This window comes from Pseudoalteromonas sp. SR44-8 (genome assembly GCF_014163635.1).
Taxonomy (GTDB): Bacteria; Pseudomonadota; Gammaproteobacteria; order Enterobacterales; family Alteromonadaceae; genus Pseudoalteromonas; species Pseudoalteromonas rhizosphaerae.
In genome coordinates this window covers 35793-60693 of sequence record NZ_JACJDS010000030.1, presented here as the reverse complement: position 1 = coordinate 60693, position 24901 = coordinate 35793, and the positions used below count along the sequence as shown (strand labels likewise).

Genomic DNA, 24901 nt, shown 5'->3' with positions numbered 1-24901 from the left:
CTGATAGCTGATAGCTGATAGCTGATAGCTGATGGCTGATGGCTTATCGCTGACGGCTTACTGCTTCTTTTTAACTACTTTTAAAACCAATTCTAAAACCGCCCCAGTGTTTGCCATTTACATAAATGGGTACTGATAGGTCATGTAAAATTTCACCGGTATCACGTTTATAGGTTTGCAATAAAAAGCTCTCAGTGTGGCTGCCACAGCGGCTGCCGGTGGCATCGTTGAAAATACGTTTAGTGCGGTTATTCACTAAATCTTGTTGGTAATTGCCAGTTAGTGGCTGGCTGTAGCGCTTATTGTGGGTAGGGAAGTAACCTTTTTTGTCTACGGCACCAGCAAAAAGAATTTTGTCATTTTCAAGAATAGGCTCTTGAATTGGCGGTAAAATTTTATCGGTTAAAGTATCGTATGGTGTTGTATATTTTGTCGGGTTAGTATTTTTAATTGCTTGATATTCTTGTGAGAACAACTGCTTTTCAGTTAATTGCTTCGTTTCTAGCAACTCAGTAAATTTTACCGCGATTGCATTGCTTGCCGTTGTTGCTGCATTGAGTATAGGCTTGAAAAAGGCATTGTGTTCAACTTTACTGAGCTCTCTAAAGATGGTTTCAGATCCTATCGATAACATAGCTGCTTGTGATGAAATTGAGTTACCTTTGGTTGCTATTTCAGCTAGCAAATGGCTGATACTTGATACAGAGGTATTTATTTGTGTGGTTGCTTGTTGAAAAGCAGATACTGCTTGCTGCATGTTTTCTAAGGTTGATGATGAGTCTGTAATATCATGATTTATTGTTAAAAATGCTTGGGTAACATTTTCGAGTTCGGTTTTCACTTCATCACTTTGTAAAGAAACCTGTTTCATATCATCATTTGTTTGCACGCTATTAGTATTGATCTCAGTTAGCATCTGTGCAATTTGTTTAGTGGCTTGATTGGTTTTATTGGCAAGATTACGTACTTCATCTGCAACTACAGCAAAGCCTCTGCCTTGTTCACCCGCTCGTGCTGCTTCTATGGCGGCATTTAATGCCAGTAAATTAGTTTGCTCAGCAATGGTTTGAATAACTTGGGTAATGCTTTGAATATCAGTTGCACTTTTTAACAATAAATCTAACTTACTTGCGACGTTAGTAATTGAGTTAGACAACGAATCAATTTGTTGTGTGGCTATTTGCAAGCGTTGCTCTGCTGATGTTGATGCCTGAGATGTTTGCAACATTGCTGCATTTACGATGGTGATACTATTAGTGAGTTCACTACTGTTATGGGATAACGCCTGTGTTGCAGCGCTAACCGATTCGCTTTCACTGTAACAACCATCAATTTCTTTAGTTAGGCTATCTACATAGAATCCGACTTCTGCTGCACCAATTGCATTTTGAGAGGTTGCCACTGTGATGTTTTGAGCAACATTGCTGAGTTGGGGCTGTTTATTAATGTCTGACGCAGGGTTTGGTTTTTTGTCAGTTAACTTGGCTGTAAAAGCGAATAGAGCAGTAAAAATTGCAATGATTAGCGCCGCGACTATCGATAGTTGCTCGAAGTAATATAGAAAACCAATACTGACAGCGAAGAGTGTATAGCATAGCGATTTTAAATTCATTCCATTGACCTTTGTTGAGTTGTAATTTTCAGTCTTAAATATAAAGCACAGAAAATCAATTATTAAAAGGTCTTATATGGGCACAAATTTACCATTAAAAAAGCCAACCCTAAGGTTGGCTTTTGCAGTAATCTATTGCAGTAATGAGCATCAACTCATTTTAGTAAGTTGCACTGCCTTTGGTACGTGGGAAGGCGATTACGTCACGTACGTTGCCCATACCCGTTACATAGGCAACTAAACGTTCAAAACCTAGGCCAAAACCTGAGTGTGGTACAGTGCCGTATTTACGTAGGTCGCGATACCAGCTGTAGTCTTCTTTGTTTAAGCCCATTTCTTCTAAACGTGCATCAAGTACATCAAGACGTTCTTCACGTTGTGAACCACCAATGATCTCGCCAATACCTGGTGCTACAACGTCCATTGCAGCAACGGTTTTGCCGTCTTCATTTTGGCGCATGTAGAATGCTTTAATATCACGTGGGTAGTTTTTAATAACTACCGGTGCTTTAAAGTGCTCTTCTGCTAAGTAACGCTCGTGCTCAGATTGTAAGTCAACACCCCATTCAACGGCGTATTCAAATTTCTTACCACAGCTTTTAAGAATTTCTACTGCATCAGTGTAATCAACTTGTGCAAAATCTTTTTCAACAAATTCTTCTAGGCGCGTGATAGCAGTTTTCTCAACACGTTGAGCAAAAAACTCCATATCATCACGACGTTCTTCAAGCACCGCCTTGAACACATACTTAAGCATGTTTTCAGCAAGTTTGGCGATATCTTCTAAATCAGCAAACGCAACTTCTGGCTCGACCATCCAAAACTCTGCCAAGTGGCGAGAAGTATTTGAATTCTCTGCACGGAAAGTCGGGCCAAAAGTATAAATTTTTGACATAGCTGAGGCGTAAGTCTCACCATTTAACTGACCTGATACAGTAAGGAATGCTTCTTTACCGAAGAAGTCTTCGCTGTAATCAACATCGCCTTTATCTGTACGTGGCAAGTTTTGCATATCAAGCGTTGATACGCGGAACATTTCGCCTGCACCTTCACAGTCACTTGCGGTGATGATAGGGGTGCTGATCCAGTAATAACCTTGCTCATGGTAGAAACGGTGAATAGCTTGCGCTAAACAGTTACGTACACGTGTTACCGCACCAATCATATTGGTACGTGGGCGAAGGTGAGCGTGCTCACGTAAATACTCAATGCTGTGGCGTTTTGCCGACATTGGGTATGAGTCTGGGTTTTCTACCCAACCAAGTACCTGTACGCTATTTGCTTGAATTTCGAAAGATTGACCTTGGCCTGCTGATTGTACTAAAACACCAGTAACTGACACAGAGCAACCGGCTGTTAGGCTAGTAACTTCATCATAATTATTTAGTGAATTAGGTACTACCGCTTGAATAGGATCAAAACACGAACCGTCATGAACGGCTAAAAATGAAATTCCTGCTTTTGAATCGCGGCGTGTACGGATCCAGCCTTTAATTGTTACTTGGCTGTCTACCGCAACCTTGCCTTTTAATAGCTCTGAAATCGCTAAGTGGCTCATCTTCACTCCAATGATATAAGTTGCCTACATTAATATGTGCGCTATTGCACTTGAACGGTGTATCTTACCTTTGAATGTAAAATAAAAAAACATTCAAAAGTAACTCTTTGCTTATTCTTTTGCATTTTTGTGGTTTTTTGTCGTTTAAAACCTAGAACTTTAATTTTTTGTGATAAGAAACAACTTAGATCAAAATTTAAAGGCGATTTTCACTGCGATAAAAACGGGTTTTGTGGCATTATATGCAATTACGATATTTAAACTAACTTGCTAAACATATAGGTATTATGAAACAAGTCTTTATTTTACGTGGTTTACCAGGGTGTGGTAAGTCTTATTATGCGCAAAACCTAGCCGATGAAATGGTAGCGGGCGATCAAAGCCAATACTTAATCTGTTCGACCGATGATTATTTTTATAATGAGCAAGGGGAGTATCAGTTTGATAAGTTCAAACTGTCGCAATACCACAATTTAAATTTAGCTCGTTTTATAAATGCGTTAGCGCAAGAAATCCCACTTATTATTGTTGATAATACTAACATCAAGAAATGGGAATTTATTGCTTATAGCCAAGCCGCTGTTGCACTAGGCTACCAAGTTAAAGAAGTGATTGTGGGTGAAGTAAAAGACAAATCAATGCAACACCTGTACGCCAAACGTAATAGCCATAACATTCCACTGAAAATGATCAGCAAAATGGCTTACATGTTTGAGTGGTAATAATTACCCAAATTACGATTAGATTGGGTAATTATTTAGGGTCTTGATGATATGCTAATAATGTTTTCCGGCAATTGCGGCGTAAATAGCGTCAGCTAATGTGGTGATATCGCCTGAACAACTAATATACGGTGGCATTAAATAGATAAGCTTACCAAAAGGGCGGATCCATACATTTTTACTAACAAAGAAAGCTTGTATCTTTGCTACATCGATAACAGTATCGAGTTCAACCACACCAATTGCTCCTAACGTTCTTACATCAACAACATGCTCAAGATCATTACAACGGTGTAATGCTTGCAGCGCATCGTTTAGGTGGGCTATTTGTGTTTGCCAGTCTTGCTCAAGTAATAAATCAATACTCGCACAAGCCACAGCGCAGGCCAATGGATTGCCCATAAATGTTGGGCCATGCATTAATACTCCAGCTTCACCTTCGCTGATACCAATGGCAATTTTATCTGTGGTTAATGTGGCAGATAACGTCATCATGCCACCTGTGAGTGCTTTACCTATGCATAAAATATCTGGCTCAATATCAGCATGTTCTACGGCAAATAGCTTACCTGTGCGGCCAAACCCTGTGGCTATTTCATCACAAATTAATAATACACCGTAACGATCGCATAGTTCACGCACGGTTCTTAAATACTCAGGATGATAGAAGTTCATTCCCCCTGCATTTTGTACAATTGGCTCGATGATAAAAGCTGCAACATGCTGATGATGTTCTTCGAAATACTGTGCAAGGTGGTGTGCTTCTTGTTTATCGAACTGTTGTCCAAACTGAGTCTTTGGTGCAGGCACAAATACATGCTCTGGTAAAAAGCCTTGGTATAAAGAGTGCATTGAATTAATAGGATCACATACGCTCATCGCAGCGAAGGTATCGCCATGATAGCCTTTATAAGGCGTCATCAGTTTTTGTTTGCTGGTTACTCCTTGGCTAAGCCAATATTGCAAAGCCATTTTTATCGCCACTTCAACACTTACCGAGCCGCTGTCGGCTAAAAATACTTTTTGCAACTTACTCGGGGTTATTGCAACCAGCTTTTTACAGAGCTCTACTGCTGGCTGGTGGGTTATGCCACCAAACATTACATGGCTCATTTTATCTACTTGCTCAACCACTGCATTTTTCAATACCGGATGACCATAACCATGAATAGCACTCCACCAAGAGGCCATTCCATCTATTAGCACTTCGCCAGTGGCAAGGAAAATTCGATTATCGCGAGTGTGGCTAACAGGGTATACAGGCAACGGCTGGATCATTGATGTGTATGGATGCCAAATATGTTGACGATCAAAATCAAGGTCAATCGATTGTTTTTCGTTCATTCGTAAACTCAAATCTATTTAGGTTCGTTGACAATGGTACGGCAATACGTATTCTAAGCCAATAACACCAAGAGCAAAAAATAAAAGAGAGTATTATGGAGCTTGCAACTGTTCGACACGATTGGACCCACAGTGAGGTGAAAGCCTTATTTGAAATGCCATTTAACGATTTATTGTTTAAAGCCGCCTCTGTGCATCGCGCTAATTTTAATCCAAACGAAGTACAAATTTCTACGTTGTTATCTATTAAAACCGGTGCCTGCCCAGAAGACTGTAAATATTGCCCGCAATCGGGTCATTACAAAACTGATTTAGAACGCGAACGCCTGCTAGAAGTAGAAAAAGTGGTAGAGCAAGCTCGCCTTGCAAAACAAAAAGGCGCCACCCGTTTTTGTATGGGGGCTGCATGGTCAGATCCAAAAGACAGAGACATGCCATACATTTCGCAAATGGTAAAAGAAGTAAAAGCCCTTGGCCTTGAAACCTGTATGACTTTAGGCATGTTAAATAACGAAAAAGCCCATGAACTGCGCAGTGCAGGGCTTGATTACTATAACCACAACCTAGACACCTCACCTGAATACTATGAGCAAATTATATCAACTCGCACCTTTCAAGACCGTCTTGATACTATAGGTAATGTACGAGACGCTGGTATGAAAGTCTGCTCGGGCGGTATTGTGGGTATGGGGGAGCAAGCAAGCGATCGTTATGGCTTATTAATGCAGTTAGCTAATTTACCCCAGCAGCCCGAAAGCGTGCCAATTAATATGCTAGTAAAGGTAAAAGGGACACCGCTTGAAAATGTTGATGACTTAGATCAGTTTGAGTTTATTCGTACCATTGCCACAGCACGTATTATGATGCCACACAGTTATGTACGTTTATCAGCAGGACGTAATGCGATGAATGAGCAAATGCAATCAATGTGCTTTTTTGCAGGCGCAAACTCTATATTTTATGGCGATAAACTATTAACAACAGAAAATCCAGAAGCCGATGCCGACATGCAATTAATTAAAAAGCTTGGGATGAACCCAGAAACACGCCACGATTATTCAGATGAAGCCGTTGCTGCGTCTTTGTCATCGCAAGTGGCCGATAAAGCAACCGCAGAATTGTTTTACGAAGCGTAAAGTGCTCAGTACTATGGTAATGGTTTAAAGTATCGCGTTGAAGGTTAAAGCATTTATGTCATTTGAATTTATAAACACCCATTTAGATGAACGCAAAGCGCAGCAGCTCTTGCGTAAACGCTATGTAGTACAAAGCGCAACGGCGCGTACTATTACGGTTAATGATAAAACCTACCTTAACTTTGCGAGTAACGATTATTTAGGGTTTGGCGATTCGCCGGTGGAGTTAACCAGCGCGCCATTACTAGGTAGCCACAGCTCAGCATTAGTAACGGGTTATCAACAACCACAGCAAGCGCTTGAGCAAGCTTTATGTAGTGCTTTGGGTTATGAGGCAGGCATGTTGTTTAATTCGGGCTTTAGCGCAAATAGCAGTGTTATTAAAGCCTTGTTTCAAGATAAAGCGACAGCGCAACACAGTGCGATTTTTCAAGATAAACTCAATCATGCCAGTTTAATTGATGGCGCATTACACGCTAACGCCGCGTTAGTACGCTTTAACCATAACGATATAAACCATTTACGCTCACGGCTAGAAAAATCAAAAGCGCGCAACAAGCTCATCGTGTCTGAAGGTGTGTTCTCAATGGATGGTGATACCGCGCCAATTAAAGCGCTATTTACCTTAGCAAAGCAGCATAACGCCTGGTTAATGATAGACGACGCCCATGGTTTTGGTGTTTTAGGAAAATCGGGGCTTGGCAGTTGTGAAGCCTTAATTGCAGCCGACACCTTGCCCGATATTTTAGTGATCACCTTTGGTAAAGCGGTTGCGAGTAGTGGGGCGTGCGTATTAGGTTCGCAGCATTTTATAGATTACATGCTGCAGTTTAATCGTGATTATACCTACTCAACCGCTATGTCACCGTTTATTGCCTCACATACTTTGGCACGTATTAAAAGCATAAGAGACGCCAACGACAGGCGAGCCAAATTAAACGCTAATATTGCGCTATTTAAACGCCTAGCAAAAGAGCAGCACATTCCGCTAATGGACTCCAACACCGCGATTCAACCGATTGTTTTAGGCTGCGCCGAGCAAACGTTAAAAGCCAGTGAGCAACTAAAGCAGCAGGGCATTTGGCTAACGGCTATTCGCCCGCCAACTGTTTTACACAATACCTCGCGTTTGCGTATTACCTTAAGTGCAGCCCACACCCATGACGATATAAAACAACTCGTTGGTAGCTTACAAAAGGTCATTTCATGATAAGCCCGCAGGTAATTAAAACTAAGCCACTTAGCCCCACTACAGTGTATTTAGCTACTCAGGCTTTAAAAAAAACCACAGCGCATAACTTTTCAAAGGCAGCAAACAGTTACAGCCAGCATGCTAATGTGCAAAAACAAGCGGCGAATGATTTATTTAAACTTATTACAGCGAACCCTAAAAAGCTCTGTGTTGACCTAGGCGCAGGGCCGCTTGTTAATACTCAGGCTTTAAAGACATTATTTGGCCAAGTTGTTGCCATAGATTTAAGTTTTAACATGCTAAAAAGCAGTGCCTTAAACACCCCTAAACTGTGCGCCGATATGGATAACTTACCGCTGCAAGCTAATAGTATTGATGTGCTATTTAGTAATTTTGCGCTGCAGTGGTCTGCTAATTTTGAAACCTTAATGCACTCGCTTTACCAAGCATTAAAACCAGGCGGGCAAGCTTACATTAGTACGGTTGTTGCAGGGTCATTAAACGAGATAAAAACCGCCTTTGCAGCGCTTGATTCACATAATCATATTAATCAGTTTGCAAGCCATAATAATATAAACCAATCGGTCGAAAAGGCAGGGTTTAAGATCAACGCCTCAAAAAAAGTCATTTATACCGATCAACACAGCAGTGCATTAGCGGCTATAAAATCGATTAAAGCCATTGGTGCCACCACACAAAATCATGCAACAAGTCGTCGTGGTTTATTAACTAAATCAGCACTAAAAAAAGTCTGTGATGCCTATCCGCTTGTAAACAATAAAGCCCATGTATCTTACCATGTAGTATTGTTATCATTAGAAAAAGCCCAGTAAAAATAATAAGGCCATGCCATGAACCAGTTTTTTATTACCGGTACCGATACCGACGCCGGTAAAACTCATGTAACCAGTTTGCTTTTAAAGTTACTCGCACAACATAAAAAGCGCGCAATAGGTTTTAAGCCGATTGCCTCTGGGTGTGAAATGGCGTTTGAGCAGCTCGTAAACGCCGATGCGCTAATGCTAATGGAAAGTGCCACAGTCAGCGCTAAATACGACATAATTAACCCATTTGCATTTGCGCCGCCAATAGCTCCCCACATAGCTGCAGAGCAAGCGGGTATAAACATAACAGTAGAAAAGCTGAGCATGGCTTATCAACATGTTAAGCAACAAGGCGCAGATTACCTGTTAACAGAAGGCGCGGGTGGTTGGGCTTTACCTATTAATAATAACGAGTATTTATACGACTGGGTAAAAGCAGAGCAACTGCCAGTAATATTAGTGGTCGGGATGAAACTAGGCTGTATAAATCATGCATTACTCACGGCAGCACATATGCAAAGTATGGGTGTTAATTGCATTGGCTGGATTGCTAACCAAGTTGATGCCACTATGGATGAATACCAAGCAAACCTAGATTCACTGAAAACACGTTTACCATTTCCACTGCTTGCCATTAGCCCATACACAGAGCAAACCCCTAAATTACAAATTTATAAAACCCTGCTTGAAAAATTATCCATAAATCCATAAATAACCCTTGTGTTGTGACATAGTTTGTCACAGAATAGCGCTGACGTTATGACATAGTGTGTCATAACGCAGTGATTGCTCAAAGCCGATCAAACATAGTAAATCGCTCAGCAATAAATGTTATTTTTGGAGAACTCGTATGAAACGTGTATTTTTGTTTTTATTAACTAACCTCGCGGTTATGTTGGTATTAGGTGTGGTGCTTTCAATCATAATGAGTGCGCTGGGCTTAAGCCATCGTAGCCTTGGCGGAATTTTACTAATTGCGACTGTATTTGGTTTTGGTGGATCGTTTATTTCGTTATTTATGTCGAAATGGATCGCCAAAAAATCAACCGGTGCGCAAGTGATCACCCAACCTCGTACCGAAACCGAACAATGGCTGGTAAGCACTGTGGCTGCTCAAGCTAAAAAAGCCGGTATTAACATGCCAGAAGTGGCTATTTACGACAGCCCAGAAATGAACGCGTTTGCAACGGGCCCGAGTAAAAATAATTCGCTGGTGGCGGTAAGCACGGGTTTATTACAGCATATGAGCCAAGATCAAGCCGAAGCCGTACTAGCGCACGAAGTATCGCACGTGGCTAATGGCGACATGGTAACGCTAACGCTTATTCAAGGTGTGGTTAATACCTTTGTTATTTTTGCCGCAAAAATACTGGCTGGCATTGTAGATAACTTTATCAATAGCGATGAAGAAGAGGGCGGCAGCAGCTGGACTTACTTCTTATTCGATATGTTATTCCAAGTATTATTTGGCGTATTGGCAAGCATAGTGGTTGCCCATTACAGCCGTAAACGCGAATTTGCAGCCGATAACGGCGCAGCTCAATTGGTTGGCGCTGACAAAATGCGTTCAGCCCTTGAGCGATTAAAGCAAAATCACCCATCGCAATTAGAAGGCTCAATGATGGCCTTTGGTATTGCCAGTGGTAAAGGCATGGCTGAGTTGTTTTCATCTCACCCACCGCTTGATGCACGTATAGACGCACTACGTCGTTAAAAAATTCAAGTTTTTCACAGTACTTGTAAACAAAAAGCCTGCATTTGCAGGCTTTTTTATTTTTAATGTTTTTTATTGCGATTGAATAATCTCAGTAATGCCCTCCGGCGAGAGTATTTCAATCCAGTAACCGTCTGGGTCTTTAATAAAGGCAAGCCCCTTCATTGAGCCGCCATCTGGTTTTTTTACAAACTCAACATCGTATTTAGCAAAGCGCTCACAGGCTGCGTATACATCGGGTACGCTTATACCAATATGGCCAAAGCCTTTTGGTTCTTCATTTCCACTGTGATAACCGCTAAAGCTGTCGTCGTTTTCAGTGCCCCAGTTATGGGTAAGCTCAATCAGCGCAGGGCGGCGAAACACCCACTGTGTTTTTTCTTTATCATCGCCTTTAGGCATGTCTTGTTCGTAGCCTAAAAAGTACAAGGTAAACTCCATACCAGGAAAGTCGTACTTTCCTAACAACTTCATGCCCAATACGTTTTCATAAAATGCCAGCGACGGTTTTGGATCTTTAATACGCAACATAGTTTGCTGCATTACATAGCCCTCGGTGGCCTGTGCAATTTGCTCTGGAGATTCGTTATAGCTAGACATGAGATAATCCTTAATAAAATGACTGAAAAAACCTTAATGGATTTAAAAAGGCAGGTTATACGCTCATCATAATAAACAGCAGCAAAAATTAAAACCACCGAGCTAAATTACCAGGCAGTGAGCTGAATGTTTTATAAGCGAAAAATGGCATATTTAGCGATACTGTTTATTTATACAGTATTTGTGTTTTGTCTAATATTACTGATCACCACCATTTTGGGGTATTTCTGCATTTATGAAGTATGACCTGAAGTTAACTAGCTGTTTACAGGTGTTTATTTGAGGGCTAAGATAAATGCAATGTATATATGGACATTTGTCGGTTTATAAAACGACAAATGTCGTAGACAAAGTTGTTAAATGCCTATGAAGAAAATCATCGCTAATATTTTTACCAGCGCCATTTATTCCTCGTTCTTGGGTAGCGTGGTGGTCTTTATTGGTATGGTTGCATCGTTCTTGGCTGGTGGCTGGGATTTTATAGGTGGCGCAATTGGTGGAGCTATACTGTTTTACTTTATTACAGCTATTTTTTCATGCGTTATAGCAACAGTTGTTGCTGGGCCAATTTACGTTGTACTCACTAAATATAAGCTTGCCAACTATTACACGGCATTTTTGCTAGGTCTTACTGTTACATTCTTTTGCTCTGGGTTTTCCACCTCGCTAGAGAATCTATATTGGAATTTGGCCGGTGGTATTACTGGTTTGCTGTTCCACTACCACTATATTAATAAGCCTAGTTGGGTGGGGAGTCCGCATTTAACAAAGCCATCAAATTGACGTCTTTTCCGTCGCTTTTTTGGTGGTTTAACGCTACGCTACCACAAAAAAAATCAACTACAAAGCCGCAATTTATGGCGGCGTTATGAGCCATATGAATAACTTACTAATTTGTAGCCTGATAATTCTGTTGGTTAGTTGCACAACCATAAAAAATGTTTCAGATAGTTCTCAATTTGAAGGTGACATAGGCATAAAGTATTTAGAAAAGAACGCTTTCATTTGCACTGTTGATAATAATGCAATTTTTACGAAAGGCTTACCCGTTAACGAGCTATATGAAAACCATGGTTTCAAATCCTGTCCTCGCGGAATGGATGTTGCGTCCCTTCTAAAGGGGGCTGAAATTAAAGTTTCAGAGGCTTCTCATAGCTCACACTTCGGTTTAGTGTCTTATACAGATCATTGGTATTTTGTTGGTTCCGCCGACATTGGCGGTAAAATGGTGAGTTTCTATTACTACTTAGGGTTAACTACTGATGGAAAACCTCCTGTGAACTATAAGAATAATTTGTTGTGGCACTAGCAAAAGCTCATAACAAGGCCAGCCAGCATCGCTCCCTACGGTCGCTGGACCTCGTTTCACTCGGCCGCTGCTGGCGGCGTTATATGTATTTTTGAGGTTGTACTATATGTCGTCGATTATAAGTAAAAAACTTCAAGAAGCATTAAAAGCTCAATTCAAAGCTTTTGGATTTAAAAAGAAAGGGGCTTCTTGGGCTTGTGCTGAGGGTGAATTAGCAAAGTGGTTCAACATCCAATGTTCTCGGAACAGCGGTTGTGTTTACTTTAATGTTGGTATCTATTTTCAAGCAACAAAAGAAGTAGACTACCCAAAAGAACTAGATTGCCATTTACGCTTTCGATTTGAGCAGCTGTTAAGTTCTGATGAAGAAATTAGAGATTTTTATAGGCTGTCTGATTTTGAGTCAGGCCTAAATACAGAAGCTAAAATTACAAGATTAACAAATCTTATAGCCTCTAAACTTATTCCATTTTTTAATCAGTATAATAGCGTTACTGATATTTTAAATTCTGACAAAATTAGGCCTCATATGTACTGGAATAACGGTAAAGAGATAGCAATTAAGCTTTGTGCTTAATACATATAACTACAAGGGCTTTAAATTTGACTCCAAAAGCGCTCATATTTTTTGCGGAGCAAAAACCAAAGCCAGCTTTTTACGCAATTTAAGCGGGCGTTATATGCAAAATGAATGAATCTAGCATTTATGCCAAATTAGAGTTTTTAAGAGATCAATTTATCAATGGTAAATTGATGCCTTGCGTTGACATTAAATTAGAAATAGATGGTCAAATATTTACCCAAAATGTTTGGCTAGAGCCACATGAATTAGGTAATGTGGTAGTCGTTATGTTGGCAACTAACAAGCTCTTTATTTCTAATAAATATTGTTTAGGTTTAATCCAAGCAAATGACGGGACAAATGAGCTTTTAAGTAATGAACAACTATGGGAAATTGGCATCCCGTAAATTGCATATAACTATAAGCCAATCAAGCGGGACTAAAAATAGTTTGCTCGGTTTCGCTTCGCTACACATTTTAGCCAACCATTTTTTGCCTGTTAATTAGGTGTTATGTTTACAAGGAAAGTTATGTATAAATTATCTATTTTAGTATTTTGTCTAGCTATGGTCGGATGTGCTTCAACTTCATCCTCATATGATGGGATTGAAGGTAGCTCGTTTGAAAATGCAGTTGTTTTTCCTAATGCTAAAAGTAGCTTTGATGGTATACCAATGGAGAATCAATGGCTGCAAGAGAAGTATCCAAACTTTAAAAAAGTAAGTCAATCTATGCTCTCCAACGGCAATGATGTATACGATGCTATAACCATTGAAACATCAAATGGCGAAACTAAAGTGGTCTATTTCAAAATGACTAGTTGGTTTGGTATGTAAACATAACAATCCAATAAAGTCGGGACTGCTAACAGTTTGCTCGGTTCCACTTCGTTTCACATTTTAGCAAGCTATTATCAGCCCCTTATTGGGGCTTTAGGCATTAAGGAGTTGTCGTTGAATTCGAATATACCCAATTCGATTATTGGTGCAGTGTCTTCAGTTCTAGCTGCACATTATTATAGTCATTCAAAATTAGATGCTTTATTTATGGAGTCAGGTGCCCCTGGCGAAATACCTGAAGTTAATTGCGAAAAAAAATGCAGTTCATGGTTATAAAACCAAAGGGATCAAATCTTGACTTCAGACATCAAATTCATGCGGCAATTTTATAAGCTGTTTTTAAAATAAAATGCTGGTGGTTCACTGGCTAATTAATTACTGAGTTAAATTAAGGAAAAGGATTTTTTATGGAAGGTATTAATTATAAAAGGCATTAAACGTATTTGGTTTTGGTTTACGCTAGTTGTATGTCCATTTTTGATTATTTTAGGCATGGCTACCTTTGTACAGTTATTAGGGCAGTACATGTATTCTCTGCAATTTAGTTTTTCTTCGCTATCTAGCTTTCAAATAGCATTTATGTGTGGCGGAATTTGTGCTTTTTCTGTCTCTGATAAAACGGCTGTAAAATTAAAAATAATGAAATGGACGGAGATAGAGATGGCGAGCCCTGTGAGCGGCAGTTTGGAAATAAGTAGTTTTATATTGGGGTTATTGATAAATCAAAAAGTTAGTTGAAACCTGTTAGGTGGAATACGATTTTTGATAATACAGCTATAAATAGCTGGTGGAAAAAAGGCACGATAAGGTGCTTTAAGTTAAGCTATATTGAATTAACTGTTAAACACCATGGAGGATGTTATGTTTAAAATAATAATTGGTTGTGCTGTCATATTTTCGTTTGTTTGCATGTTACTCGCCGCTGCACCTTTTACGCCTGCGATATCAGGATCATTTATTATGCTGTTGTTTGCAGGAGCTATTGGTTACAAGGGCTACCTGCAATCAAGTTTAATACTGCTGTTAATTAATACGCTGGCGGTTATTGGTAGCCCAGCTACAGATATAGACAACACTGATGCATTACTGTTTTTACCAATATTATTTTTAATCTCATTTGGTGGTGTTTTATTAGGCGTAAGAAAGTTAACTTTAAAACACGTTTTGTAGACGAATGGCTTGCTGAGGTTTGAAGTAAAGCGTTTGTTATTAACCTATAAGGTGTAGCAGCGCTTTGCTCCCTTTGTGAAAAAAGCCTTTAAAGAGCTATTTGCACAAAGAAAAATGAAAGAGGAGCAAACGAGAAGAAAAATAGCCTTTCACATTGTTTGTTTCCTCTAACAGCAAAGCGTCTCTTAGTTCTCCTTGTGAATAAAGCTCTTATGTTTAAACCTAATGTGGTATCAAATAGTTGTTACAAACTTAGAATCAAAGCGCTTCAAAAATGGCTGCAATGCCTTGCCCACCGCCAATACACATTGTGACTAGCCCATATTTGCCATTAATTCGTTTGAGTTCGTACAAGCATTTAGTTGATAAAATTGCGCCCGTTGCGCCAACAGGGTGGCCTAAGGCAATTGCACCGCCATTCGGGTTTACCTTATGCGCTGGGAAATTTAACTCGTTGGCAACGCACAGAGCTTGTACTGCAAAGGCTTCGTTAGACTCAATTACATCCATATCATCAATGGTTAAGCCTGTTTTTTCAAATACGTGTTTTACCGCAGGAATTGGGCCGGTGCCCATTAACGAGGGATCAACGCCCGCTCTGGCATAACCTATTAATCGACCAAGAGGTTTTAAGCCTTGCTCATTCGCTTTTTGCTCAGACATGAGTACCAACATGGCTGCGCCATCGTTTATACCTGATGAGTTTGCTGCGGTAACGGTTCCATCTTTTTTAAAGTAGGGCTTTAAGGTAGCGAGCTTCTCGGTTGTGGTATCGGCTCGCACGTGTTCGTCAGTATCAAAAATATGGCTGCCACTTTTTGATTTGATTTCAATAGGGAGTATTTGCTGTTTAAAATGGCCTGCAGCAATCGCTTTTGCGGCTTTTTGGTGGCTTTTTGCTGCGTAAGCGTCTTGCTGCTCGCGGCTAATAGTGTATTTATCTGCAATGTTTTCAGCGGTTATTCCCATTGGGTTATTATCCCATGGGTCTTGTAATGTGGAGGTGAGTTCATCTTGCATGATGCTATTACCTATTTTTTGCCCCCAGCGATTACTTTCGAGGGTATAAGCTGAGCTACTCATGCTTTCAGCTCCGCCAGCAAGGGCTGCATCTACATCACCTAATTGAATTTGTTGTGCGGCTTGTATAATGGCTTCAAGGCCAGAGCCACATAATCGGTTGAGAGTTACTGCGTGACTACTAATAGGTAACCCCGCATCTAGCCCAATGACTCTTGAAAGGTATGCGTCTTTAGGACCGTTATGAATTACTTTACCAACTACAGTTGAGCCAACTTGGTTGGGTGATAGCTTGGCTCTGGCTAGTGCTTCTTTCGCACATAGAGTGCCTAGCTCGGCGGGCGTGAAATTTTTAAGGCTACCACCAAAGCTGCCGATAGCGGTACGAACTGCGCTTAATATAACTACGCTATTGTTATTAAGTTTTGTCATTATTTTCTCTTCTTATTTTTAAACTTTATTCGCTTTGTTATAAATGAAGCTACTTAAGAACCAAAGGGATCTAAATTTTAGGTAATTCATCAAAACACAATTAAGCAATAAACAAAAGTAACAGCCGTATCCTGTTTGTTAATAAAGCCTATCAATTTATTTGAACATATAGATAAGTAATATGGCTTTTTCTAGATTTTGAAATAATTTATTTAGTTGGGCTCTCATTTTAACGATAACCCAATGTTTAATTTATAAATAATAAATAAGTAAGACAGCCACCTTAATTTTTGCATTTTACAAAGCTAAATACTAAGTTTTAATTAGTGTGAAAAATAATCATGGTGCCGCTACAAAGTATTATCACTGTATTTCACGTTGTGTTCGCCGAGCATTTTTATGTGGTGAAGACTGCTTTACAGGAAAGTCTTATGAACATCGCAGAGGGGGGAAAGGCAAGTTACTTGCTTTAGTCGCAAAGACATTTTGTATTTATATATGTGCTAACGCCGTAATGAATAACCAGCAAAATGTAGCAACGTTAACAACAGCGAAAAACTACTGGCCAGTACTTATACCCAGCTAAAACGTCAAATATTGCCCCAAGGCAAGGGCTTGCATGTCAGTAATTTTGGATTTGTAGAATAAAAGCTTCCCAAGATAATTGTAAATGTAATTTTGAATGAGTTTTAGGCGGTAAATTGATTTGATCTGAACTTATTTGATGCTATTTTTAGGTGATTTTAAAATGGGTGTGTCATTTTTACTTGTTACACCGCTTCGCGGCATCAAAATTGTCGTAAAACTCAGCGTTAGTTCTCAAGGATGAAAATTTTGAAAATAATTGTAGTTTGCATTTTACTCGTATTGTTCGTGTTCTATTGGATTCGTCCACTGGCTAACCCTGACATTACAGAATATTATCCTCCAATCATATATTCTGATGAGACCTATTTTTCAATTACGATCCCTGTGGAAATTGATTTAAAGGATGATAAGCGATCATTCACAGAGTTGTTTAATGCCTACGGTTTTAGCGGCAATGGCCCATCTATATAGCAAGTTGTGAGAGCCAATACACATTTTGCATCTGTTCAATTTGATAGCGAAGGTGATGCATTTGTTATGTATACGTCAAATGAAGAGCAGTATTTGTCGGTTTTAAATGAACTACGCTGTATGGAAGAAATTGCCTGTTTAAAAAAGTGGGTTAAAACCGCGCGATGGGTGTTGATTAAAGAGTGAGAGCAAATCGGATAGCCGGGGGTCTCTAACATCAAGCCCCAGACCGCTCATCATGCGCTTTTTATTAATAGCAAGTGCAATGGGCGGATCATCTCCCATCATGAATATTGATCCAAATATCTCTCAATGACACTAAACCTTGTGACGCTAAATAGTCATTGCCTAGCGCAATGTTAATGCCTTTTGTTTTTGAGCTTTGACAAGAGCTTTCGCTTCCAAGCGCCTACTTTTGGTACTGGTGATACCACACTATATGGATATGGCGAGTCGATCACTAACCTTCAACTTGATTAAACTGCGTATCTAATTAGTGCGTACTATTTTTATAAAAAGCACCACTGTCGCCTGTAACACATTATTAATAAACGGGGGATCTTGTGTTCTAAACCCACGGTTAGTCGATAAGCGTTGGAAGACTGCAAGTAAGTTACATCGACAAAATGAAGCTCAAAAAGACAGCTCAATAGGGCTATGACAGCTTTTTATTTAAGAAATGGTAAAAGGTTAGGCTGTATTGAGCCTGTTTGCTTGTAAGTAAACTGTGCAATATTACAGTTTAAAATGCATGAATAAATTGACCTTACACGGAAAAACGAAAGTAATGCTTTCATTGCATTATGAGGCAACTTTATTGTCTTGCTCATAATATAGAAAAGCTACTTGCTTAAAACGTCAACCAAACAAAAAGCTGCGCATTGCAATAATGCACTTTTTAGTGTGTTTGTTATTTAGGTTTTTTATCATGAGTTGTTTATTTGCATGATAAATTGAGAGCATGTTAGGGGACACAGTAAAATTACCAGATAAAAATCATGTTTAGTCTGAGATTATTAAAAGTGGGTGTCTATTTTATTGTTATGGTGGGTATTGCTAGTGGTTAATACTAGTCGTGTTAAGTTACTGACCATTTATAGCGACAGATAAATACAGTGATAACAAGGCAGGAATTTTGACATGTAGTTGTTCTCGGCAATTGCTCCTGCATTGCTCTACCTCCTGCATCCATGCAGTCGTACATAAAAAATCACTAACGCAGTCAGCACTTTATTTAGCCCGCTAGAATGGTTAAATATTTAAGTCGATTGGTATAAGGTATGGCTGAGTTATTCTCTTCACCCCCACCACTTTATGGTCGAATTAACGCGTTACGTTAATTTTCAATTTACCCCACAAAAAAAGCCAGCGATGCTGGCTTTTTTTGTGGGGTAAATTTGATAATGATAAACAGGAAAGTTATGAATTACCTGAACCTTGGGTAAGGGATTTATTATCCTAAGTTCAGATTAATTACAGCCTTTTTGAATTGGTTGTGTTGTGACATTTACGACGAAGTCATTGTAGTCTCTGTCGTTTTGATCTTCCCAATATTGCTTAGTACCACTGGCTTTATAGGCTGTTTTAAGATTGTTTGCATTACCGTTCACGGAAAGTACGTAAACGATTGAATCACTGGCTTTAACGTCGTAATAACCTGATGCTCCATGCTCATCTAACAATTTAATATATTGGTTATTAACCTTAATACCCCAATCATTATTATAACCAGAATTTTCAGAGATAAAAGAGTAACTGATCCGTGTGTAATTCTCGGCAATACACTGAGCATCATCATTTAAGATAGACGCTGGTAGAGAACTTGAACCAGTTACATTAAGCTGAGCAACGGCATTGACGGTAAAGGTTTTAGTTTCACTATAGTCATCGTTATCAATTGTTGGGATTGTAAATGAAGCAGTTGTTTCACCTGCCGCAATAGTAATGACTTGATCAGAGAAACTGTAGTCGCTACTTGTTGCTGTTCCTGCTGAAGTCGATACATAAATATCACTATCTTGTTCATAACTATTGCTTAGCTCTAGTTTATAAGATAACGCGCTACCTTCGTCTACTGAATCAACAATCGGTACAATAGTAAAGCTTGGAATATCTGACACGGTGCAAACTGGTGCATCGTAGCATGCAACTGATTCGTTAAAATTAGTTGCTAAATCATTTAAACGTACTGGAAAATCTGCAACATGGCAGGTATTACCAGTGTTTTTATTTACTTTGTACAACTCAGATTTATTAGAATGGCCTAGATCAGTTAAAATAGTTCGGCTTAATACAATATCACCTTGCTGGTTAAGTGCAGCGCCTGTGACAGTCGTTAAGTTGTGAGCAGATAATTTTGTTGCCGTAAGTTCCTGCACATTCACAGTATATAAACTTGTACTGGTGACTAAGATTAATTCACCATTTTTAAATACCATGTCACCACGCCAGATACCTTGGTCATTTTCAAGGCCTGTAATATTTCCAAGTAAAGTTGTTTCGCTAGTTTCAGGATCAATCGCGTATAGCTTATCTTTATATGATCCAAGTAAGCGATTATTCTGTTGGTCATACACTAAACGATACATGTTACTTGTTCTGCCAACTTCAACATGTTCGTTTGTATCTAAATCAACATAGGCCAATTTGATGTACTTAAACTTACTGCCACTAATAGGTAGAGATTTGAGCTCTGTTGAATTAAAACCTAAGTGCTCAACATCTACTTGATATTCAATAGGGCGAGGTGCTGAGATGTAATACAAGCGATTTGTTTCCGGAATATGAGCAAGCGCTGAAGAGCTGTATTTAGCTCTAGAATGTGCTTGAGTTTGTTGTGTATATTCGTCTAGTTTAAATATAATACCGGTGTCACCTCGTCCAGCATTAATACCATAAAGTTGACCGTTACATTGGTTTGCATGCGCAACTTGCAAAGATGAAAGGATAGCAACAGACAGGGTTGTAATTTTTAGTGTTGTTTTCATTTAGAGTAGGCCTTTTAACGAGGATCCATTGTTACAGCTATAGTTAGTCTGAGGTAATTACAATTTGGTTTATAGCTGCCTATCCTTGTTCCCAAAATTGTATTGCTTAATTCCTATAAGCCGAGCGCATCCGTTATTAACCTCAAAATATTGTACAATTATCCTAATGGTTGATTACAAAAGCAACATATCTTAACGAACGGTTGGCATTTATACACGAAATGCTGGCTAAATTGAGGTGTTTTATAATACTAAAGGCTTTATTTTGTATCTTTAACGGGGAATTTTAAGTTGTGGCTATTTTTGTTCACGAGCAAGCTGGTTAGGTAATAACTGTTCAATGATTTCACGTGCAGGTAACGTATAACGCACACCATCAAACATAACCGATGTAAATTCATTAATGCTAGTAATACCTGTAAGGGTCCAACCTTCACCGCGCTTTGGGCAATAAACTGTGGTTGTAGGTTGTATTACTTTAAATTCGTCATTCATAATTAGCTCAGTTATTAACTTGTATGGCAGGTATCTTAAGGGAATAATAGCGGGCTTTAAAGCCGTAATTTAATTTTATTTATGAACAATGAGTTTGCACTAAGTCGAATCACATTAAAGCCAATTAAGCATAGGGACTGTAGCGCGTTGTGGGCTATTTTGTCTGAGCCGCTAGTTGCTCAGTTTAATGACTATGCAGTGCCACTAACACGTGATGACGTAAAACAACTGATCCAAGATGATATTACTGGCATGTATGAAGGAAATACGCTGCGCTTTGGAATGTACTTATTAAATACGTCGACCTTGATTGGCTGTATTGGTTTATATGATATTGAAGAAGATACTGCTTGGTTAGGTTTTGAGTTGTCTCCAAATTATTGGGGGAATGGGTATATGTCTGAAGCATTAGCATTCTTGCTAACAAATATAAAAGCCGTTGTTAAGCTGTTAGGCAATGAGTTGAACATTACTAATTTAAAGGCTAAAGTGGCGGTAGAAAACACCCAAAGCCAGCAATTACTTCGCCGTTTTAAATTCACTCATGTAGCGAGTGAACAATGGGCGTATCAACTGTAAATCATACTTTGTTACATAACGGTAGTTTAATTAAAATACAGAAAGGGTATTGTTTTTAAAACAATCTTTACCTGAAAGCTATGCTTCTATTAAAAAAACTTAATCGCACTGCAATCATAATTCTATTGAGTATAGCCGCCTTCATTGCATGCACTATTGTCATTTATAAATACAACGCGCATTACACGTCAAATTTTAAAGACATCACAATTTATTCGCAGGTATTGGATGAAAATAGGAAAGTGTTTATTCGTTTACCTAGCAATTTTGAGCCAAATAAACGCTACTCCTTGATCATTAGAACCGACGGTAACTTCAATCTTACGCAGTGGGATTCAGTGATGGCTGAGCTACCAGCGCAGCAGGATACAATTTTGGTATCGATCCCCAATCAATTTTGGACCTTTACTAGAAATCGTGATTTAGTCCCACCGTATGCACGCCAAGATGTGAATACCCAAGCAAGACCAGCAAGTGAAAATTCACCAGAATTATTTGGTCAAGCAGATCAATTTTTGGCTTTTATTGAAGGTGAGTTATTACCGTATTTAGAATCACATTATAAGCTAGATAATAATCGTGTTTTGTCGGGCTATTCAGCAGGAGGGAGTTTTGTTTTATACACTATGAGTACAAAGCCTTGGCTGTTTAACGGTTATTTTGCATTTAGTCCGGCTGCTTGGTACGACGATATGACCGTTGTAAAAGAGTTTGATCGATTCTTATCGCAACGATGCCTCAATACAGACGATAACATACCGCTGTCGCTCTATATAACAGTAGGAGGCGCCGAGCATCCTTTAATGTTAAGTGCCTTTGCTGGTCTTAATAATAGCCTTAACATATATGCTAATGATATTATTTGGAATAGCAGAATTAATGAAGGTTTAGAGCACAGGGAAAACCCGGTGCATAGTGTTAAGCAGGCACTCGATTTCTATAATTCATCAATAAACTAATATGCTTAACTAAATAATAAGACAGTAATAAACCACAAAAGAACACATCATACTATATTTGTTAATTAAGATAACTCTGCATAAAAAGTTATTTTCAACTAAAAGCTATCAAGAAGAATCATGAGCTTGATAAATCAAAGTTAGTAATTCGATTAAACGTATCACAAGAGTTATGCTTATTTGGCTATGGAGGGATCTTCATTGATACAACGACAACGTCTTAAATCAAAAAATATCAGTAAACAGTCGGTAATTGCAGCGAATTAGTAGGGGTTCAGAAGGTGAGTTTTATTTACACACTAACGACGTTTAATTTATCAATAGATAAGTTACAGAGTTTGCACTTAACCATAGAAAATCGCTATTACTTTAAGTTAAAAGCTTAAATTTAATGCCCAAAGTGAAACACACCATGAAATAAGTTGTCGCTAAAGAATAGATATTTTGCTGGTGAGTTGGCGTAGCATTTTTTCAGGTTCTGGCGCAGGTTCATTTAACCCTGAAATAATGGTCATAAAATAACAATCTAACATCACATTTGCTTTTATATCGTCAAACTCTTGCTGTTCATCGAACAGCCGTTTTTTAAACTCACTCATTTGCTGTTCAAAAAAATCGGCTTGCCAAATCATATCGCTTATCAATATTTTACTAAATTCAATGTTATTACAATAAAATTCAAATAACGGTAGGGCATAGTGACGTAACTTAAGCCTTGGTGCATGTTGGCGATCAGTTAAACTAGCCTGATGAATGATCGTATCTATTTGTTGCTGCATTCCTGCTTTTAGTAAGTCGATTTTATTTTCGAAATGACTAAACACTGTACCAACGGCCACATTAGCCGCTTTTGCGATTTCTCGTGTAGATGTATGAGCATAACCTTGCTCTAAGAATAACAGCCAAGCCGAGGTAAGAATTTTATTATAGGTTTGCGTTTTTTTATTCATTGTATATCAATTGATTATATTTAACTTGTGATAGTAAAGATGAAGCCACTTGAAAAAGTGACTGCGCTCAATTATATTTATGAGCGCGCTCATTTAAACAAGGAACTTATATGAACTTTATCAAACAAGTTATTGGTTACGGACTATTTATCCCATTTATTATTTTTTATTCTTACATGCTAGGACCATTACTTAAAGCTATTTTATTACCAGGGGGAATTTTAATGTTATGGATAATTTTAGGACCTAAGGAAGGCTATTTAGCTTTGACAAAAGCGTTTGCAACTAAAGGTAAAGCAAAAAAAGTGTGATCGCAGCGGGTGGTTAATATTAGCAAAACAGGCTGATTAAATAATCAGCCTGTAAGTGTTCTAGTTATAATGTGTAATGAAAACCAAATGCAATGCCATCATCTTCTGATAGACCCATTTGATATTCTTGCTCTTTATCGGCACTTGAAAAATCACTAAAGTCTTTACGTGCTTCAATGTAAAAAATCGTATCTTCGTCGAATAGATAGTGAAATCCAAGTACTGTAAATTGACGTTTAAAGTTGTCATTAGGATCGGCGTTAAAATTTGGTTGGATCACGTAATCTGTTCCAGCATCATAGAGGTTATATGCAATGAAGGTACGAATGTCATTATCAAACTTATAAGATAATAATGACTCTACCCCAATCGCGTCTTTGATCAGACGGCCTAAGTTATCGGTATCATGATTTTCATTTTTGTTGATATTTGCGGCAAAATAAAGGCCATCATTGTTGAAATTACCCCAAGTAACACCTGCGCCATAAATAAAATCATTAACAGACTGAATACGTCCTGCTGCGTAATTTACGGTCAGTTCTCCGCGGTTAAACCCGGCAGTAAGTTTTAAGTCGTCGCTTACAGAATAGGTAACGGCTGCCCCATAGGTTGAATTAAATTCTACTTGTTGAGCAAGATCACTGCCACTTTCCCACAATGTCTGGCAAGCAGCTTCTGAAATGGCTTCAATATCGCAGGTATAAAAATCATTATTTTTAAATTGCACTTGAGTTGCAATACTAAAATCACCAAACGTATTACGATACTGCAATAACTTATCACCGCGCCCGGTGCCATTAATTGCACCATCGTCTTTGTTGTAGGTGTAAACACCGGCTGCATTACCATCCCAAACTAGGCTATAGTTAGTACTATAAACTACGTCGTACCAAGCCCCCCATTGTTTACCTATTGTCACTTGGCCATATTTTTCATGCGCTATACCTATATAACCAAGTCGGTTATATAAAAATTCATCTTGAATAGATTCAAAGCGGTTGTTATAGATGATATCGCTACTGCCAACAGGGTTTACACCCCATTCTAATAAGGCTAAAGCTGACCACTGATCTTTTAGTTTGCGGCTAAAATCAAAGCTAATCCGTGATGCACCATTAACTATTTCAGTTTGCCCTTGTGTGTGGATTATTCTGGCGTCAATAAAACCACCGATGGTTAAATTGTTTTTTCCGTCATCATAAACTTCAACAGCGTTTACGCTCGGTGCCATCAAAGCGCTTGCGATAATGACCCCAATTAATTTTCTATTCATTTGATATTGCCTTGTGTGCTATCTATCATTGTCCTTTGGTCGCGCAGACTAACAAAGCTAAATTAATGGCTAAAGTGAAAAAATATCATTAAAAAATGATAGAGGAAATTTGAATTGTTAATTTATGTTCTTTTTGTGTGCAGCTACACAATACTAGCATAATAAATTGACCTAAATTAGCTTATTTCGATGGACAGCAGCTATAGCCCACGAAGCTAATAATTCATGGAAAAATAAGCCTATTTGGTTTACAC

At 38.8% G+C, this 24901-nt stretch carries 26 protein-coding genes and 1 pseudogene; 18 read left to right on the top strand and 9 right to left on the bottom strand.

Translation table 11 applies throughout. The annotated features are described in order from the left end of the window. Positions 1-70: 70 nt before the first annotated feature. Both H5183_RS15310 and asnS read right to left on the bottom strand, forming a co-directional pair. A complete protein-coding gene (locus H5183_RS15310) occupies positions 71-1612 on the bottom strand; it encodes a methyl-accepting chemotaxis protein (protein WP_182732096.1) in 1542 nt (513 codons plus the stop codon). 160 nt (positions 1613-1772) lie between these two features. Then, positions 1773-3170, bottom strand: coding sequence for an asparagine--tRNA ligase (gene asnS, locus H5183_RS15305; RefSeq protein WP_064666209.1), 1398 nt, complete (start codon positions 3168-3170; stop codon positions 1773-1775). A 287-nt stretch (positions 3171-3457) separates the two neighbouring features. On the opposite strand from asnS, the gene H5183_RS15300 reads away from it, so the two are divergent. Next, positions 3458-3892, top strand: coding sequence for an AAA family ATPase (locus tag H5183_RS15300; RefSeq protein ID WP_145233300.1), 435 nt, complete (start codon positions 3458-3460; stop codon positions 3890-3892). A 54-nt stretch (positions 3893-3946) separates the two neighbouring features. Here H5183_RS15300 and bioA read toward each other — a convergent pair whose 3' ends face one another. Then, the gene (gene bioA / locus H5183_RS15295) at positions 3947-5236 is read right to left on the bottom strand and encodes an adenosylmethionine--8-amino-7-oxononanoate transaminase (protein ID WP_182732095.1); all 1290 of its coding nucleotides are present in this window, start codon (positions 5234-5236) and stop codon (positions 3947-3949) included. A 95-nt stretch (positions 5237-5331) separates the two neighbouring features. On the opposite strand from bioA, the gene bioB reads away from it, so the two are divergent. The 5 genes from bioB to htpX all read left to right on the top strand — a co-directional run bounded on the left by bioB (position 5332) and on the right by htpX (position 10102). After that, positions 5332-6372, top strand: a complete 1041-nt coding sequence (gene bioB, locus H5183_RS15290; protein ID WP_182732094.1) for a biotin synthase BioB — start codon at positions 5332-5334, stop codon at positions 6370-6372. Positions 6373-6427: 55 nt separating this feature from the next. Continuing rightward, positions 6428-7582 carry an 8-amino-7-oxononanoate synthase gene (locus H5183_RS15285; protein ID WP_182732093.1) on the top strand — a complete coding sequence of 385 codons (1155 nt, stop codon included), beginning with the start codon at positions 6428-6430 and terminating at the stop codon, positions 7580-7582. Next, positions 7579-8397, top strand: a complete 819-nt coding sequence (locus tag H5183_RS15280; protein ID WP_182732092.1) for a methyltransferase domain-containing protein — start codon at positions 7579-7581, stop codon at positions 8395-8397. Before H5183_RS15285 ends, H5183_RS15280 begins: the two co-directional genes overlap by 4 nt. Before the next feature lie 18 nt (positions 8398-8415). Next, complete coding sequence (gene bioD / locus H5183_RS15275) at positions 8416-9099, top strand: dethiobiotin synthase (protein WP_064666215.1); 684 nt, start codon at positions 8416-8418, stop codon at positions 9097-9099. Positions 9100-9238: 139 nt separating this feature from the next. Then, positions 9239-10102 (top strand): protease HtpX, encoded by an 864-nt coding sequence (gene htpX / locus H5183_RS15270; RefSeq protein WP_182732091.1) that lies wholly within the window; start codon positions 9239-9241, stop codon positions 10100-10102. 72 nt (positions 10103-10174) lie between these two features. Here the strand turns inward: htpX and gloA are convergent, their stop codons facing one another. After that, positions 10175-10702: a lactoylglutathione lyase gene (gloA, locus tag H5183_RS15265; protein ID WP_182732090.1), complete on the bottom strand. Its 528-nt coding sequence runs from the start codon at positions 10700-10702 to the stop codon at positions 10175-10177. A gap of 360 nt (positions 10703-11062) precedes the next feature. On the opposite strand from gloA, the gene H5183_RS15260 reads away from it, so the two are divergent. From H5183_RS15260 to H5183_RS15230, 7 genes are all read left to right on the top strand, one after another. Then, a complete protein-coding gene (locus H5183_RS15260) occupies positions 11063-11485 on the top strand; it encodes a hypothetical protein (RefSeq protein ID WP_220496339.1) in 423 nt (140 codons plus the stop codon). Between the two features lie 85 nt (positions 11486-11570). Continuing rightward, positions 11571-12011 carry a hypothetical protein gene (locus tag H5183_RS15255; RefSeq protein ID WP_182732088.1) on the top strand — a complete coding sequence of 147 codons (441 nt, stop codon included), beginning with the start codon at positions 11571-11573 and terminating at the stop codon, positions 12009-12011. A 106-nt stretch (positions 12012-12117) separates the two neighbouring features. Continuing rightward, positions 12118-12588, top strand: coding sequence for a DUF4304 domain-containing protein (locus H5183_RS15250; RefSeq protein WP_182732087.1), 471 nt, complete (start codon positions 12118-12120; stop codon positions 12586-12588). Positions 12589-12698: 110 nt separating this feature from the next. Further along, positions 12699-12980, top strand: coding sequence for a hypothetical protein (locus H5183_RS15245; RefSeq protein ID WP_145233317.1), 282 nt, complete (start codon positions 12699-12701; stop codon positions 12978-12980). Between the two features lie 123 nt (positions 12981-13103). Beyond that, a complete protein-coding gene (locus H5183_RS15240; protein WP_182732086.1) occupies positions 13104-13409 on the top strand; it encodes a hypothetical protein in 306 nt (101 codons plus the stop codon). A gap of 117 nt (positions 13410-13526) precedes the next feature. After that, positions 13527-13688, top strand: coding sequence for a hypothetical protein (locus H5183_RS15235; RefSeq protein WP_182732099.1), 162 nt, complete (start codon positions 13527-13529; stop codon positions 13686-13688). Positions 13689-14273: 585 nt separating this feature from the next. Then, positions 14274-14582 carry a DUF6419 family natural product biosynthesis protein gene (locus H5183_RS15230; protein ID WP_182732085.1) on the top strand — a complete coding sequence of 103 codons (309 nt, stop codon included), beginning with the start codon at positions 14274-14276 and terminating at the stop codon, positions 14580-14582. A 258-nt stretch (positions 14583-14840) separates the two neighbouring features. On the opposite strand, the gene bktB is transcribed toward H5183_RS15230, so the two are convergent. Further along, the gene (bktB, locus tag H5183_RS15225) at positions 14841-16034 is read right to left on the bottom strand and encodes a beta-ketothiolase BktB (RefSeq protein ID WP_182732084.1); all 1194 of its coding nucleotides are present in this window, start codon (positions 16032-16034) and stop codon (positions 14841-14843) included. A 322-nt stretch (positions 16035-16356) separates the two neighbouring features. Between bktB and H5183_RS15220 the strand changes: the two are divergent. Then, a pseudogene (locus tag H5183_RS15220) lies at positions 16357-16569 on the top strand (hypothetical protein); the annotation flags it as partial. A 530-nt stretch (positions 16570-17099) separates the two neighbouring features. After that, the gene (locus H5183_RS15215; protein ID WP_182732083.1) at positions 17100-17279 is read left to right on the top strand and encodes a hypothetical protein; all 180 of its coding nucleotides are present in this window, start codon (positions 17100-17102) and stop codon (positions 17277-17279) included. A 1283-nt stretch (positions 17280-18562) separates the two neighbouring features. On the opposite strand, the gene H5183_RS15210 is transcribed toward H5183_RS15215, so the two are convergent. Then, positions 18563-20080 carry a Calx-beta domain-containing protein gene (locus tag H5183_RS15210; protein ID WP_182732082.1) on the bottom strand — a complete coding sequence of 506 codons (1518 nt, stop codon included), beginning with the start codon at positions 20078-20080 and terminating at the stop codon, positions 18563-18565. Between the two features lie 297 nt (positions 20081-20377). Beyond that, the gene (locus H5183_RS15205; protein ID WP_145233335.1) at positions 20378-20575 is read right to left on the bottom strand and encodes a hypothetical protein; all 198 of its coding nucleotides are present in this window, start codon (positions 20573-20575) and stop codon (positions 20378-20380) included. 81 nt (positions 20576-20656) lie between these two features. On the opposite strand from H5183_RS15205, the gene H5183_RS15200 reads away from it, so the two are divergent. Further along, positions 20657-21154 (top strand): GNAT family N-acetyltransferase, encoded by a 498-nt coding sequence (locus H5183_RS15200; protein WP_182732081.1) that lies wholly within the window; start codon positions 20657-20659, stop codon positions 21152-21154. An 80-nt stretch (positions 21155-21234) separates the two neighbouring features. Continuing rightward, on the top strand, positions 21235-22113 hold the full coding sequence (locus H5183_RS15195) for an alpha/beta hydrolase (protein WP_182732080.1): 879 nt from the start codon (positions 21235-21237) through the stop codon (positions 22111-22113). 428 nt (positions 22114-22541) lie between these two features. Here the strand turns inward: H5183_RS15195 and H5183_RS15190 are convergent, their stop codons facing one another. Next, complete coding sequence (locus tag H5183_RS15190; protein WP_145233339.1) at positions 22542-23063, bottom strand: TetR/AcrR family transcriptional regulator; 522 nt, start codon at positions 23061-23063, stop codon at positions 22542-22544. 110 nt (positions 23064-23173) lie between these two features. Between H5183_RS15190 and H5183_RS15185 the strand changes: the two genes are divergently transcribed. Next, positions 23174-23374: a hypothetical protein gene (locus H5183_RS15185; protein WP_182732079.1), complete on the top strand. Its 201-nt coding sequence runs from the start codon at positions 23174-23176 to the stop codon at positions 23372-23374. Positions 23375-23438: 64 nt separating this feature from the next. Here the strand turns inward: H5183_RS15185 and H5183_RS15180 are convergent, their stop codons facing one another. Next, positions 23439-24647: a porin gene (locus H5183_RS15180; RefSeq protein WP_182732078.1), complete on the bottom strand. Its 1209-nt coding sequence runs from the start codon at positions 24645-24647 to the stop codon at positions 23439-23441. Between the last annotated feature and the right edge of the window lie 254 nt (positions 24648-24901).